We start from the raw sequence: 14379 nt of genomic DNA on the forward strand, positions 1-14379 counted from the left end.
CAAGCTGGTGGTCGATGTCGAGACCAAGCCCGCGATGCGTCCGCGTGACGCGGTGGCCTCGGCCGGCAAGACCCTGGTCGAGCTGTTCGGTCTCGCCCGCGAGCTGAACGTCGACGCCGAGGGCATCGACATGGGCCCGTCCCCGACGGACGCCGCCCTGGCGGCCGACCTCGCGCTCCCGATCGAGGAGCTCGAGCTCACCGTCCGTTCCTACAACTGCCTCAAGCGCGAGGGCATCCACTCCGTGGGTGAGCTCGTGGCGCGTTCCGAGGCCGACCTGCTCGACATCCGCAACTTCGGTGCGAAGTCGATCGACGAGGTCAAGGCGAAGCTGGCCGGCATGGGCCTGGCCCTGAAGGACAGCCCGCCCGGATTCGACCCGACCTCCGCCGCCGACACCTTCGGTGCGGACGACGACGCCGACGCCGGCTTCGTCGAGACCGAGCAGTACTGATCAGACTGCCCCTGGGCGTCCGCCCGGGGGGCCCTGACACCGGTACCTGACACGGCCGGTGCAGATCAGAGGAGAAACACCATGCCGAAGCCCGCCAAGGGTGCCCGTCTGGGCGGCAGCGCCGCGCACGAGCGTCTGCTTCTCGCGAACCTCGCGAAGTCGCTGTTCGAGCACGGCCGCATCACCACCACCGAGGCCAAGGCGCGCCGTCTGCGTCCGGTCGCGGAGCGCCTGATCACCAAGGCGAAGAAGGGCGACATCCACAACCGTCGCCTGGTGCTGCAGACGATCACGGACAAGAGCATCGTCCACACGCTCTTCACCGAGATCGCCCCGCGGTACGAGAACCGCCCGGGTGGTTACACCCGCATCACCAAGATCGGTAACCGTCGCGGCGACAACGCGCCGATGGCCGTCATCGAGCTGGTGGAGGCGCTGACCGTGGCCCAGCAGGCCACGGGCGAGGCGGAGGCCGCGACCAAGCGCGCGGTCAAGGAGGCCGAGACCAAGACCGAGGCCCCGGCCGAGGACAAGGCCGAGGCTGAGGCCACCGAGGCTCCGGCCGAGGAGTCCAAGGACGCCTGACGTCCCAACCGGACGGGCCCGCACCCAGATCGCTGGGGGCGGGCCCGTCCGCGTGTTTGAGAGGATCTGCGGGTGAGTGTGGCGAGCGATGACGTGGAGCCCGGCTACGTCCGGGTGCGGCTGGACCTGGCGTACGACGGGGCCGAGTTCTCGGGGTGGGCGAAGCAGCGCAGCAGGCGGACCGTGCAGGGGGAGCTGGAGTCGGCCCTCCAGACGGTGCTGCGGCTGCCCGATCCGGTCGACCTGACGGTCGCCGGGCGTACGGACGCCGGTGTGCACGCCCGGGGCCAGGTCGCGCACGTCGACCTGCCGGAGGAGGTCTGGGAGCTGGAGGGCGGCAAACTGCTGCGCCGGCTGGCCGGACGGCTGCCCTGGGACGTACGGGTGTGGAGGGTCTCCCGGGCCCCGGCCGGCTTCGACGCGCGCTTCTCGGCGATCTGGCGCCGCTACGCCTACCGGGTCGGCGACCACCAGGGCGGGGTGGACCCCCTGCTGCGGGGGCACGTGCTGTGGCACGACCGGCCGGTGGACGTCGACCTGATGAACGAGGCGGCGCGCAGGCTCCTCGGCGAGCACGACTTCGCGGCCTACTGCAAGAAGCGGGAGGGCGCGACGACCATCCGCACCCTCCTGGAACTGCACTGGGAGCGGGACGCCTCGGGGCTGGCCGTGGCGACCGTACGGGCGGACGCCTTCTGCCACAACATGGTGCGCGCCCTGGTCGGGGCGATGCTGCTGGTCGGCGACGGCCACCGGCCGGCCGGCTTCCCCGGGGAGGTCCTGGCGGGACGGGTGCGGCACTCGGCGGTCAACGTGGTGCGGCCGCACGGGCTGACCCTGGAGGAGGTCGGCTACCCGGCGGACGAACTGCTGGCCGCGCGCAACCGCGAGGCCCGCAACATGCGCACCCTGCCGCTGCCGCGCGCCTGAGGGGCGGGCCCGGCGGGGCCCGCGCCGCTCATCTGCGGCGGTGCAGTGCCGTGACCACCTGGGTGAGGACGTAGCCGGAGCCCAGGGAGGTCAGCACCAGGGGGACCGGGCGGAGCCGGTCGTGGAAGGCGCCCCACCAGGAGAGGCAGGCGGCGGGGGCGAGTAGCAGCAGGTACAGCGCCCGGGTCGCCCACCAGCGGCCCGGCAGGCGCACCGCGGTGCCCCGCGGGGGGAGCGGCATCGCGCCGTCCTCCGTGGTGAGGGTGTCCCTGACCCCGGAGAGGAAGCCGCGGGGGGCGAGGACCCGGGCGCCGGGCAGCCCGTCGAGCGCCGCGGGACGCTCCCCGAAGCCCTCAGGCAGCGCCGGCAGGCCCAGTGCCGTCACCGTGTCCGCGAGCCGCCGCCCGGGGGCGTCCATGCCGCGCAGCAGTGCGGTGAGGGGCCGTGTGTCGCGGACGCCGTAGGCCGTGGCGAGGGCGGCGGCCGTGGCACCGGCGGCCTCCAGGGACGGTACGGGCGCCCCCGGCGCCCATTCGTGCGCGGCGACCTTCCTGCCCTTGGCGTACAGCGTGATCCCGTACCGGTCGCCCGAGCGCTGGAGGACGACCGCGGGCCACTTCTCGCCCGCCGTGAACAGGTCGACCGCCCCCGCCAGGCTGCCCTCGCCGGTCAGCTCGACATGCGTGAAGCCCGCTCCCGCCGGGGCCAGCCGCAGCCCGGTCCGGCACAGCAGCGCCGCCTGTGCGACGGCGGTCAGGGACGCGGACGCCACCGCCAGGGTGCGCGGCGCCCAGTCGGTGGCGTCGGCGGGGACGGGGACGGCGGGCGGGGCGGAGAAGAACGGCGTGCGGGTGGCGACCTGCATCCGCACCCCGGTGCGGAAGTCCAGGAACTCCTGGCGGGGGTCCGCGCCCAGGTGGGCCCAGGGGAGGCTGGTGGCGTGCACGCCGATCTCACGGAAGACGCCCAGGGCCTCCCGCCAGCGGCCCGCGCGCGCCAGCATCAGCGCCAGGTGGTTGCGGAACCCCGCCGCCTCCGGGTCGCCGGGGTCGTACCAACCGGACAGTTCCAGGGCGCGGTCGAGGGCGGCCGTGACGCGGGCCGGCTCGATCACGTCCGCGCCGGAGGCGTCGTCGGCGGCGGGCCCGCCCGCGACGATCTCGTACTCGACGGCGGCGAGCAGCGGCAGCGCGTTGATCTTCGAACCGGGCAGGGCCTCCTCGGCGGCCTGTTCGGCGAAGTCGAACATCTCGCGGTGGGTGCCGTACCACTTGGCGCACAGGTACTGCAGGGCGGAGGCGTGGCAGCCGTAGTGGTGCGGGGCGCGCTCGACGGCCTCGGTCCAGTACGCGTCGAAGATCTCCCGCGAGGACTGCATGCCCCGCGCGTGGGTGAGCGCGACGCGCCACGGCACGGGGTCGGCGGGGTTGAACTCGGCGGCGGCGCCGATCACCGGCACCGCGTCCTTGAGCAGCGTGAAGAAGGCCTTGAACTGCTCCGGCGAGACCTCAAAGGCGCGGGCGCCGCTGCGTATCTCCCAGGCCTGGTGGACGCACAGGTCGGCTTTGACCAGCGCCGCGTCCGGGTCGTCGGGCGCGGCGGCGAGCCAGGCGTCCAGCCAGCCGGGGTTGTGGAGCGCGAACTGCGCCAGTTCGGAGACGTAGGTGTCGCGCAGCTCCCACTGGCAGCCCAGCCGGGTCGCGGACAGCAGCTCCCGGGCGGGCCCGTGGTCGCCGGTGCCGGCCGCGGCGAGCGCGCCGCGCAGCGGGACGCCGGGTACGTCCAGGACGACGGCCTCGTCCGGTGGCAGGCCGGCGCCGACGGCGGCGCCGTGGCGGAGCATGCGGGGCAGGGTCAGCAGCGTACGCAGGGAGGGCATGCCGTTCCGGTCCGGGTGGGGTGGGGTCAGTTGGCCGGTGAGGCGGCCTCGGAGGCCATCGCGGCGTCGGCCTGGTCCCTGCCGCGCTGGACGATGCGGCTGAAGGCGTAGTTGAAGCCGTCCTGGCCGGCCTGCCGGGAGGCGGTGTCGGAGCCGGTGGCCGCGCTGCCGTTCTTGGGGCCGGAGATGGTGAAGTACGCGTAGCGGCCCACGGCGCCGGACTTTGACCAGCACTTCACGGCGTGGCAGAAGTCGGCGACGCCGCCGCCGTTCAGCGGGCGCACGAACTTGTTGTTCTTGGCCAGCTTCTTCGCGGAGGCCTTGTCCTTGAACACGGCCACGCCGACGGTGACCGCGGAGCCACCGCGGGTGTAGGTCACGCGCATCATGCGGGTGCAGCCGTTGCGGGTGAGCGCGGCGGCCAGTGGGCCGGTCGCGGCGTCGGCGCAGTCGCGGTTGTCCTTGGAGGCGGTCTTCACGTAGGAGCGGCCGCCGGAGTAGTCCAGTTTCTTGCCGGGGAAGAGGGTGCCCGCGCCGAGCGGGGCGGTGTCCTTGGCGGCGGTGGAGAGGAAGTCGAGCGGGCCGTAGGTCGGGCCGGGGGAGACCTCGGAGAAGGAGGGCTCGGGGGGCAGGGCGACCTCGGAGGAGGGGCCGGCGGCGGTCACGGTGGGCGAGGGGCCGGGGCTGCCGCCGGAACTGACCACGGCGACCGCGACGATCCCGGCGACGGCGGCGGCGGCGAGGACGCCGCCGCCTATGAACAGCAGCCGGCGGCGTCTGGCGCCGGCCTCCGCCTCGTCGGCGAGCGCCGACCAGTCCGGCTCCTCGGCGACGCGCGGTGCGGACTGCGGCTGCGCGGGGCCCCGGGTGCCCTGGCCGGGCTGCGGTGGCGACCAGTCGGCCGGCGGGGTCCAGGCAGGCTGCTGGGCCTGGTGGTCGGGGCCCCCTACGACCTGGCCGCGGAGTACCTGGCGCTGTTCCCCGGGGGTGCCCGGGACGCCTTGCTGTCCCGGCGGTGCGGTCCATCCCTGGTTCGGGTTGTACGGCTGCTGCGGCCCGTCAGTCATGGCGCGGAGTCTATAGAGGAGAAAACCCGTTTGGCGGCCGGCGGCCGCGCTACGACAATCCACTGCATGGGACATGTGGACGTTGCGCATCTGGAGTACTACCTGCCGGACGGCCGGGTGTTGCTGGGCGACGTCTCCTTCCGGGTGGGCGAGGGCGCCGCGGTGGCCCTCGTCGGGGCGAACGGCGCCGGCAAGACGACCCTGCTGCGGCTGATCTCCGGCGAGTTGAAGCCGCACGGCGGCACGGTCGCGGTGAGCGGCGGACTGGGTGTCATGCCGCAGTTCGTCGGCTCGGTGCGGGACGACCGGACCGTGCGGGACCTGCTGGTGTCCGTCGCGCCGCCGCGCATCCGCGAGGCAGCGGCGGCCGTCGACGCCGCCGAGCTGGAGATCATGGCGCAGGACGACGAGGCCGCCCAGCTGGCCTACGCGCAGGCGCTCAGCGACTGGGCCGAGGCCCGCGGCTACGAGGCCGAGACGGTCTGGGACATGTGCACCACGGCGGCGCTGGGCGTCCCGTACGAGCGGGCCCAGTGGCGCGAGGTGCGGACGCTGTCGGGCGGCGAGCAGAAGCGGCTGGTGCTGGAGGCGCTGCTGCGCGGCACCGACGAGGTACTGCTGCTGGACGAGCCGGACAACTACCTCGACGTCCCCGGGAAGCGCTGGCTGGAGGAGCAGCTGCGGCAGACCAGGAAGACGGTGCTGTTCGTCTCCCACGACCGGGAGCTGCTGGCGCGCTCCGCCGAGAAGATCGTCAGTGTGGAACCGGGGCCGGCCGGCTCGGACGTGTGGGTGCACGGCGGCGGCTTCGCCACGTACCACGAGGCGCGCCGCGAACGCTTCGCCCGCTTCGAGGAACTGCGGCGGCGCTGGGAGGAGGAGCACGCCCGGCTGAAGAAGCTCGTACTGACCCTCCGTCAGCAGGCGGCGATCAGTCCCGACATGGCGTCCCGCTACCGGGCCGCGCAGACCCGGCTGCGGAAGTTCGAGGAGGCGGGGCCGCCGCAGGAGCCGCCGCGCGAGCAGGACATCCGCATGCGGCTGTCCGGCGGGCGGACCGGCCTGCGCGCCGTCACCTGCGTGCGGCTGGAGCTGACCGGGCTGATGAAGCCGTTCGACCTGGAGGTCTTCTACGGGGAGCGGGTGGCCGTCCTCGGTTCGAACGGCTCGGGCAAGTCGCACTTCCTGCGGCTGCTGGCGGGTGACACCGGCGTGCGGCACTCGGGGGAGTGGAAGCTGGGCGCGCGGGTCGTGCCGGGGCACTTCGCGCAGACGCACGCGCATCCCGAGCTGATGGGGCGCACCCTGGTCGACATCCTGTGGACCGAGCACGCGCGCGACCGCGGCAAGGCGATGTCGGCCCTGCGGCGCTACGAGCTCGACCGGCAGGGCGACCAGCGCTTCGACCAGCTGTCGGGCGGGCAGCAGGCGCGCTTCCAGATCCTGCTGCTGGAGCTGGCGGGCGCGACGGCGCTGCTGCTGGACGAGCCCACCGACAACCTCGACCTGGAGTCGGCGGAGGCCCTGCAGGAGGGGCTGGAGGCGTACGACGGGACCGTGCTCGCGGTCACGCACGACCGCTGGTTCGCCCGCAGCTTCGACCGGTACCTGGTCTTCGGCGCGGACGGCCTCGTCCGGGAGGTGCCGGAGCCGGTGTGGGAGGAGGCGCGGGTCGTGCGGGAGCGGTGACCGGGGGGGCAGGGCCACGGGCGGAGGGACGGGCGGGGCGACGGGCGCGGGCGCGCCCCGCACCGGCTGTTTTGACCCGAACGGGCAGGCGCGGGTATTCTGCAGGTTCGTTATGCGTACTGGCTTGCTCGTTCTCACGTGAGAGGCCGTTACGCCGGTCCACCGGGCCGATGACCAGCGTTCGCCCGCGGTATGCGTCGCCGCAGGCGACAGGGCTGTCGTGATCGTCCGGGTGGCCTTGTCAGTACCCACTCACTGAAGAAGCGAAGGCTACGACCGTGCGTACGTTCAGCCCCAAGCCCGGCGATGTCCAGCGCCAGTGGCACGTCATTGACGCGCAGGACGTCGTCCTGGGCCGTCTGGCGTCCCAGGCCGCGTCCCTCCTGAGGGGCAAGCACAAGCCGATTTATGCGCCTCACGTCGACACGGGTGACTTTGTCATCATCATCAACGCCGACAAGGTGCACCTCTCCGGCAACAAGAAGCAGCAGAAGCTCGCCTACCGCCACTCGGGCTTCCCGGGCGGTCTGCGCTCCGTCCGCTACGACGAGCTGCTCGACAAGAACCCCGAGAAGGCCATCGAGAAGGCCGTCAAGGGCATGCTGCCCAAGAACAGCCTGGGCCGCCAGATGCTCTCGAAGCTGAAGGTGTACGCGGGTGCCGAGCACCCGCACGGCGCCCAGCAGCCGGTTCCGTTCGAGATCAGCCAGGTCGCGCAGGGCTAGTCCCGGCCACCACCGACACAGAAAGCATCTGAGGAGAATCGTGGCCGAGACCACCCCTGAGACCCCTCTCGTCGAGGACGGCGAGATCGTGGAGACCATCGAGATCCCGGAGGAGTACACCTCCGAGTCCCTCGCCTCCCGCTTCGGCGAGCCCCAGCCGGCCGCCGGCACGGGTCGCCGCAAGGAGTCCATCGCCCGCGTCCGGATCATCCCGGGCTCCGGCAAGTGGACGATCAACGGTCGCACCCTGGAGGAGTACTTCCCCAACAAGGTGCACCAGCAGGAAGTCAACGAGCCGTTCAAGATCCTTGAGCTCGACGGCCGTTACGACGTCATCGCCCGCATCAACGGCGGCGGCATCTCCGGCCAGGCCGGTGCGCTGCGCCTGGGCGTCGCCCGTGCGCTGAACGAGGCGGACGTGGACAACAACCGCGGCCCGCTCAAGAAGGCCGGGTTCCTGACCCGCGACGCGCGTGAGATCGAGCGCAAGAAGGCCGGTCTGAAGAAGGCCCGCAAGGCGCCGCAGTACAGCAAGCGCTAAGCATCAGGCGCGCGCTGCACTGCACGTACGCCCCGGAGGCACTTTGTGCGTCTCCGGGGCGTACGCATTCCGGGGGGTATAGGCGTATAACCGGATGAACGCCCGACGGGTACGGGGCGGAGCACGGCAACATCTCGGAGGAAAACGTGGGACGACTCTTCGGTACGGACGGCGTGCGCGGTGTCGCGAACGCGGACCTGACGGCTGAGCTGGCGCTCGGACTGTCGGTCGCGGCGGCGCATGTGCTCGCCGAGGCGGGAACGTTCGAGGGCCACAAGCCGGTGGCCGTGGTGGGACGGGACCCGCGGGCGTCCGGAGAGTTCCTGGAGGCCGCTGTGGTGGCCGGGCTCGCCAGCGCCGGCGTGGACGTGCTGCGGGTGGGCGTGCTGCCGACCCCGGCCGTGGCCTATCTCACCGGCGCGCTCGGCGCGGACCTGGGCGTGATGCTCTCCGCGAGCCACAACCCGATGCCCGACAACGGCATCAAGTTCTTCGCCCGGGGCGGTCACAAGCTCGCGGACCAGCTCGAGGACCGCATCGAGTCCGTCTACGACGAGCACCGCACCGGTGCCCCCTGGGACCGCCCCACCGGGGCCGGCGTGGGCCGTGTGCGCGAGTACGACGAGGGCTTCGACCAGTACGTCGCCCACCTGATCGCCGTCCTGCCGAACCGCCTGGACGGCCTGAAGATCGTCCTGGACGAGGCCCACGGTGCCGCGGCCCGTGTCTCGCCCGAGGCCTTCGCCCGGGCCGGCGCCGAAGTGATCACCATCGGCGCCCAGCCGGACGGCCTCAACATCAACGACGGCTGCGGCTCCACCCACCTGGACCTGATCAAGGCCGCCGTCCTCGACCACGGCGCGGACCTCGGCATCGCCCACGACGGCGACGCCGACCGCTGCCTGGCCGTGGACCACCAGGGCAACGAGGTCGACGGCGACCAGATCCTGGCCGTGCTGGCCCTCGCCCTGCGCGAGGCGGACCGGCTGCGCAAGAACACGGTCGTCGGCACCGTCATGTCGAACCTGGGCTTCAAGCTCGCCATGGAGCGCGAGGGCATCGAGCTGATCCAGACCGGCGTCGGCGACCGCTACGTGCTGGAGTCGATGAAGGAGCACGGTTACGCGCTCGGCGGCGAGCAGTCCGGCCACGTGATCATCCTCGACCACGCCACCACCGGCGACGGCACCCTCACCGGCCTGATGCTGGCCGCCCGGGTCGCCGCCACCGGCCGTTCGCTGGCCGAGCTGTCCGCCGTCATGGAGCGGCTGCCGCAGGTCCTGATCAACGTCCGGGACGTCGACAGGAGCCGCGTCGAGTCCTCCGCCGAGCTGTCCGTCGCCGTGGCCGAGGCGGAGGCCGAACTCGGTACCACCGGCCGGGTGCTGCTGCGCCCCTCCGGCACCGAGCCGGTGGTCCGCGTCATGGTCGAGGCCGCCGACATCGACCACGCCCGCTCCGTGGCGAGCCGGCTCGCCGACGTCGTGAAGTCCGCGCTCGGCTAGAACGGCACGGCTCAGGAAGCCCGCGACACCGAACGCCGCCTGCGCTGCATCGCCCAGAAGCCTTTCTGGGCGAGCAGCGTCAGGACGCCCGCGATGACGATGCCCGCCAGGTTGACGCCCAGCTGCACCGACGAGCCCCACAGCTCGTGGTAGTCGCCGTAGGACAGGGCCAGGGCGGCGTTGGCGGCCGCCGGGACGGTGGTCACCGAGATCGCGACGCCGACCAGGGCGCCGGATTTGGCGGAGGTCAGCGAGAGGATCCCGGCGATCCCGGCGAGGAAGGCCACCGCGAAGGAGCTGGCGTCCGGCTGCCAGATGAAGGCGGTCGACGGATGCGGCGCCGTGAAGTCGTCCACGCTGAAGACGCCGAGGGCGTCCATCAGGTAGTTGAAGCCGCCGGTGAGCACCATCGCCACCGGGAAGCCCACCACCAGTGCCGTCAGAGAGCGCCGGGCCAGACGCCCGTGGCGCTGGACCAGGCCGGTGCACACACCCGCCAGCGGCCCGAATTCCGGGCCCACCACCATCGCGCCGACGATCAGGATCGCGCTGTCCAGCATCACGCCGCAGGCCGCCAGCATCGTCGCCAGGGCCAGGAACGCCAGATAGGTGACGGTGAGGGTGGACTCCTCATGGGTCGCGTCGGTCAGCGACTCCCACAGCACGGCGTCCGCGCCCTCACCGGGCGCCTCCTCCTCGGCCCGGTCGGCGTTGCGCGACAGCGACAGGTCGATGTGCTCCACCGCGATGGAGCCCGCCTCGGCGACGCCCGTTCGCCGCAGGGCCGCCAGCAGTTCGTCACCCGCCTCGCGCGCTACGTCGCACATGACGATGTCCCCGCGCGGGTTGCGGGCCGCGCCGGGCAGCACCGCGACGTGGGTGGCGCCGACGGTTCCCTCGACGAGGGCGAGGACTTCGTCGGTGCTCTCCTGCGGGACGATCATCCGAAGATGCAGCATGCGGGGCAGGCTACCCCCGGCCGCCGGACTACAGCTTGCGCAGGGAGAGCTTCTGGACCTTGTGGTCGGGGCCCTTGCGCAGGACCAGGGTGGCCCGGCCGCGGGTCGGGAGCACGTTCTCCAGCAGGTTGGGCTGGTTGATGGCGCGCCAGGTGTGGCGGCCGTACTCCATGGCCTCCTGCTCGGAGACCTCGGTGTAGCGGTGGAAGTACGACAGGGGGTTCTGGAAGGCGGTCTCGCGCAGCTTGCGGAAGCGCGCCAGGTACCACTGCTCGATGTCCTCGGTGCGCGCGTCCACGTACACGCTGAAGTCGAAGTAGTCGGCGAGCGCGACCCGGGTGCGGCCGTCCTTGCCCGGCAGGGCGGGCTGCAGGACGTTCAGGCCCTCGACGATGAGGATGTCCGGCCGCCGGACCACCAGCTCCTCGTCCGGCACGATGTCGTAGATCAGGTGCGAGTAGACGGGCGCGCGCACCTCGTCCTTGCCGGCCTTCACGTCGGCCACGAAACGCGTCAGGGCGCGCCGGTCGTACGACTCGGGGAAGCCCTTGCGGGACATCAGCCCGCGGCGCTGCAGCTCGGCCTTGGGCAGCAGGAATCCGTCGGTGGTGACCAGTTCCACCCGCGGGTGCTCCGGCCAGCGGGCGAGCAGCGCCTGCAGGATGCGGGCGGTGGTCGACTTGCCGACCGCGACGCTGCCGGCGACGCCGATGACGAAGGGCGTACCGGTCTGCGAGCCGTGGCCCTCGCCGGTGTCGTCGAGGAAGGTGTTGACCGCGCCGCGCAGGCCGTGGGTGGCGCCGACGTAGAGGTTGAGCAGTCGTGACAGCGGCAGGTAGACGTCGATCACCTCTTCCAGGTCGATGACGTCGCCGAGGCCGCGCAGCCGCTCGACCTCTTCGGCGGTGAGCGGCAGCGGCGTGCGGTCGCGCAGCGCACTCCACTCGGCCCGTGTCAGGTCGACGTAGGGAGTCGCCTCCGACCTGGGCCGGTGGGCGCTTTGGGGCATCGAGGAGACCGGTGAGATCACAGTCCATTGTTAACGGAGTTTGAACGGGACGGCGGAGTGGGGTGCGTCACGCGGCGGCCACCAGGGCGGATCGCGCGTCAGGCATCCCATGTCGTGGTGGCGGGCGCCGTCGGCCGACGGCGCCCGCCACCACGGCGGCATGCGGCCCTATGCCGAAGTCGCCCTCTGCACGGGCCTGGCGGCCGGGGGCTCGGACGGCTCGTCCGGGGCCGGCTGCCCTCGCCGGCTCCTGAGCCGGCGCAGCAGCACCGGCCAGGCCAGGCCCAGCAGCGACACCCCGGCGGCCGCCGAGCCCAGCCGCAGCCCCGGCGGTCGGAAGTCGCAGCTGATCCGAGTGGTGTTGCCGTCCAGTGGCACCGAGATCAGGCCGAGGTAACTGCCGGCCGGCTTCTCCTCACCCTCGCCCGCGGCGCACTGCCAGCCGGCCGTCCGCGGGACGGCGATCACGGCCGTGCCCGTACTCCCGGCGGGCAGTTCGGCTTCCAGACCGCTGCTGCCGACCTGGACGCTGGTGGCCGCGGTGGCCTTGAGCCGCTGTGCGGCGGCGGCGAGCCTGGCCGGGTCCATGCAGCCCACCGGCTGCTCGGGGAGCACACCTGACTGGGCGGCGTGCAGCTCGACGGTGAGCGGGGCCGTCCCCGCGGCCGTGCCGAGCCGTCGCATCGCGGCTCCCAACTGCGCCGGTTGGCCGCGGAACTTCGCGGCCGGTCCGCCCGGGAGCTGCGCGGTCCCGGTGTACGCGGGGGCCCACAGGTACACCTCGCTGCCGGACGGGCAGGAGAAGGTGAGCCGGTCTGTGGCCCCTGCACCGGCCGCGCTCCCCCCGGGGAGCCGGTAGCCGTGGTCGCGGGTGCGGGCGACGGCGTGGCCGTCGGCCGGGCTGACCGAGACGCCGGGCAGGGTGTAGACCTGCGCGCCGAGCAGCTGTTCCTGGTTGCGGAAGGCCGACCGGCCGAAGGCAGGCGGGTGCTCCGACGGCCGCACGGTGACCAGCGGCGGCACGTCCCTGCGGGTGACCGTCATGGTGTCGGGGTGCACCCGGGCGCCGACCGAGAAGATGGTGTCCGTGACCGAGTTGTCCAGGCTCTGCGGCGAACGGCCGAGCGCGGACCAGCCTGCGCCCAGGGAGAACAGGGTCCGGCTGAGAGCGACCGAGGTGAGGCTGCTGTAGTACTGCGCCCCCTGCCCGCCGACGACCAGCGGATCGTTGCCGGTGCTCTGGGGGATGCCGGGGTCGGTGCGGTACCGCGGCCAGCCGTCCGCCTCGGCGACCAGCCTGCTCTGCTGCTCCTGGTACTCCCCCCACACCGGATGGCTGGGGAACCTGCTCTGCCGCGCCCGGACCGCGTAGTCCGTACTGATGGTGGCTTGTCCGAGCTGCGACCCCACGAGCAGTACGACCGCGAGCGCCACCAGGAACCGGCGGTGGCGGCGGGCGGTCAGGCCCAGCAGCACCACGGCGCCCGCCGCGGCCGCGGTGCCCGCGACCAGGGTGGGCACCGTCCAGTCGCTGATGAACTCGCTCCGCATGGCGCCCGCGGTGATCAGCGCCAGCGTGCCCAGGCCGGCGAGCAGCGGCCGGAAGCCCGGTACACCGTGCGCGAAGGCCTGCCAGGCGGCGATCACCAGCAGTCCGCTGAAGATGAACGCCTGCCGGTAGGCGCTGCCGTTGGGCGTGCTGAAGGCATGCCAGGCCAGATGGGTGGGCCCCCACTGCATGGACGCCACCATCCCTACCACCAGCAGGGTCCACACCAGACGCACGCGTGCGGCTACCGCGCCGTTGAACGGCAGACACAAGGCGAGGAGCAGTACCGCGGTACCCACGTAGACGGCGGGATCCATGGAGCTGTAGGTGGCGGGGAGCATCCGGGCGAGTACGTCCGTCCAGTCCCGGGGGGAGAACTCCCTGACCGATCCGGGGTACGCGTGCCGGGTGCCGAGCGCGATGGTGAACAGCAGCGGCGCGGACAGGCCGATGCCGAGCGCCGTGGTGAGTGCGGCGCGCAGTACGGCCGCGCAGCGCTCTCTCAGCGTGGTGTCGCTGATCAGCAGCTGGGCGATCAGTACCAGGCCGGCGCCGATGGTGGCCATGTACGCCGTGTAGAAGTTGGAGATCCAGACCAACGCGACCAGTGCCGTGCCGAGCAGTCGGCGACGGCCGTGTCGCGCCCACTCCCCGACGAGGCACAGCAGCGGGAATCCGATCAGTCCGTCCAGCCACATGGGGTTGATCGCGCCCTGGGAGAGCGACCAGCCGCACAGCGCGTACCCGGAGCCCAGGACCGCCGCCACCCAGCCGCGGCCGCGCCTCAGGGAGAGCAGCAGCCATGCCATCGCGGCTGCGGCAAGGGCCAGTTTCAGCACGGTGATCGCGTAGAGCGCCAGGTCGATCCGGTCCCTCGGGAAGAGCACGACCAGCAACGAGAGGGGGCTGCCCAGATAGGTGCCTACGTCGGGCAGCGAGCTGGAGCCGTAGCCGGACTGCCAGTTGACCAGCAGGCCGCCGTCCGTGCGGCCGTGCAGGAGGTCCCACAGCCAGGTGTGGAAGGGGACGAACTGGTTGGCGAGGTCGATCACACTGCGGGAGCGGGGTCCGAAGGGGAAGCTCCGGGCCAGCGCGTCACCGGCGCAGACGGCCACGGCGGTGAGCAGCGCGGCAAGTCCCGCGGCACGCTGGCGGTCCCTGTCCGGCGTCCGGATTGACATCTGGCCCCTTTCCCTCCCGACGGTCTTCCGGAATAACGTCCGCCGTTTATGCGACCGCGCACGTACGAAGACCGGACCGATCGCCCGAAAATCGGTCTGACCTCGGGGATGCTAGCAGCACGAATCAAACCGCCGAGTCCGCTCCGGATCGCACTGTGGCAGGGTGACGACGTGCGGAGTGCCGGGCCGGCCGAAGGTGTCGGTGCCCTTGTTCAATAAGTGGACGTGCTTTCGTTACCCGCCGCACATCCTCGGCGGGTACACAGGGCAACCTGTCGGTCCGTCGGGCCGCTTTCGCCGCCGCCC

The 14379-nt window shown here is 72.3% G+C and carries 12 protein-coding genes; 7 read left to right on the forward strand and 5 right to left on the reverse strand.

Annotation, left to right across the window (positions count from 1 at the left end):
• From PV342_RS36535 to truA, 3 genes are all read left to right on the forward strand, one after another.
• On the forward strand, positions 1–454 hold a 454-nt coding region (locus tag PV342_RS36535), incomplete at its 5' end, for a DNA-directed RNA polymerase subunit alpha C-terminal domain-containing protein (RefSeq protein ID WP_500320464.1).
• Positions 455–535: 81 nt separating this feature from the next.
• A complete protein-coding gene (gene rplQ, locus PV342_RS36540) occupies positions 536–1039 on the forward strand; it encodes a 50S ribosomal protein L17 (protein ID WP_018562760.1) in 504 nt (167 codons plus the stop codon).
• 72 nt (positions 1040–1111) lie between these two features.
• Entirely contained in the window at positions 1112–1969 is an 858-nt protein-coding gene (gene truA, locus PV342_RS36545; RefSeq protein WP_018562761.1) for a tRNA pseudouridine(38-40) synthase TruA, read from the forward strand.
• Positions 1970–1997: 28 nt separating this feature from the next.
• Here the strand turns inward: truA and PV342_RS36550 are convergent, their stop codons facing one another.
• Positions 1998–3848, reverse strand: coding sequence for a hypothetical protein (locus PV342_RS36550; RefSeq protein ID WP_500320466.1), 1851 nt, complete (start codon positions 3846–3848; stop codon positions 1998–2000).
• 26 nt (positions 3849–3874) lie between these two features.
• Positions 3875–4915: a hypothetical protein gene (locus PV342_RS36555; protein WP_400809616.1), complete on the reverse strand. Its 1041-nt coding sequence runs from the start codon at positions 4913–4915 to the stop codon at positions 3875–3877.
• Positions 4916–4981: 66 nt separating this feature from the next.
• Here PV342_RS36555 and PV342_RS36560 point away from each other — a divergent pair, with 66 nt between their 5' ends.
• The 4 genes from PV342_RS36560 to glmM all read left to right on the forward strand — a co-directional run bounded on the left by PV342_RS36560 (position 4982) and on the right by glmM (position 9375).
• Complete coding sequence (locus PV342_RS36560; RefSeq protein ID WP_026251682.1) at positions 4982–6604, forward strand: ATP-binding cassette domain-containing protein; 1623 nt, start codon at positions 4982–4984, stop codon at positions 6602–6604.
• A 278-nt stretch (positions 6605–6882) separates the two neighbouring features.
• The gene (gene rplM / locus PV342_RS36565; protein ID WP_018562765.1) at positions 6883–7329 is read left to right on the forward strand and encodes a 50S ribosomal protein L13; all 447 of its coding nucleotides are present in this window, start codon (positions 6883–6885) and stop codon (positions 7327–7329) included.
• A gap of 40 nt (positions 7330–7369) precedes the next feature.
• Complete coding sequence (gene rpsI / locus PV342_RS36570) at positions 7370–7870, forward strand: 30S ribosomal protein S9 (RefSeq protein WP_018562766.1); 501 nt, start codon at positions 7370–7372, stop codon at positions 7868–7870.
• Between the two features lie 146 nt (positions 7871–8016).
• Positions 8017–9375 carry a phosphoglucosamine mutase gene (gene glmM, locus PV342_RS36575; protein ID WP_018562767.1) on the forward strand — a complete coding sequence of 453 codons (1359 nt, stop codon included), beginning with the start codon at positions 8017–8019 and terminating at the stop codon, positions 9373–9375.
• Positions 9376–9386: 11 nt separating this feature from the next.
• Here glmM and PV342_RS36580 read toward each other — a convergent pair whose 3' ends face one another.
• The 3 genes from PV342_RS36580 to PV342_RS36590 all read right to left on the reverse strand — a co-directional run bounded on the left by PV342_RS36580 (position 9387) and on the right by PV342_RS36590 (position 14073).
• Positions 9387–10334 (reverse strand): DUF389 domain-containing protein, encoded by a 948-nt coding sequence (locus PV342_RS36580; protein WP_400809620.1) that lies wholly within the window; start codon positions 10332–10334, stop codon positions 9387–9389.
• A gap of 28 nt (positions 10335–10362) precedes the next feature.
• Entirely contained in the window at positions 10363–11364 is a 1002-nt protein-coding gene (coaA, locus tag PV342_RS36585) for a type I pantothenate kinase (protein ID WP_018562769.1), read from the reverse strand.
• A 147-nt stretch (positions 11365–11511) separates the two neighbouring features.
• On the reverse strand, positions 11512–14073 hold the full coding sequence (locus PV342_RS36590; protein ID WP_500320471.1) for a YfhO family protein: 2562 nt from the start codon (positions 14071–14073) through the stop codon (positions 11512–11514).
• Positions 14074–14379 lie beyond the last annotated feature (306 nt).

The sequence above is a fragment of the Streptomyces sp. PA03-3a genome, assembly GCF_033792735.1.
GTDB lineage: Bacteria > Actinomycetota > Actinomycetes > Streptomycetales > Streptomycetaceae > Actinacidiphila.

Bases quoted from the DNA above. Each gene is read 5' to 3' on its own strand.
- PV342_RS36590 (WP_500320471.1), bottom strand. From the start codon at position 14,073: ATGTCAATCCGGACGCCGGACAGGGACCGCCAGCGTGCCGCGGGACTT.
- PV342_RS36550 (WP_500320466.1), bottom strand. From the start codon at position 3,848: ATGCCCTCCCTGCGTACGCTGCTGACCCTGCCCCGCATGCTCCGCCAC.
- PV342_RS36580 (WP_400809620.1), bottom strand. From the start codon at position 10,334: ATGCTGCATCTTCGGATGATCGTCCCGCAGGAGAGCACCGACGAAGTC.
- rplQ (WP_018562760.1), top strand. From the start codon at position 536: ATGCCGAAGCCCGCCAAGGGTGCCCGTCTGGGCGGCAGCGCCGCGCAC.
- PV342_RS36560 (WP_026251682.1), top strand. From the start codon at position 4,982: ATGGGACATGTGGACGTTGCGCATCTGGAGTACTACCTGCCGGACGGC.
- PV342_RS36555 (WP_400809616.1), bottom strand. From the start codon at position 4,915: ATGACTGACGGGCCGCAGCAGCCGTACAACCCGAACCAGGGATGGACC.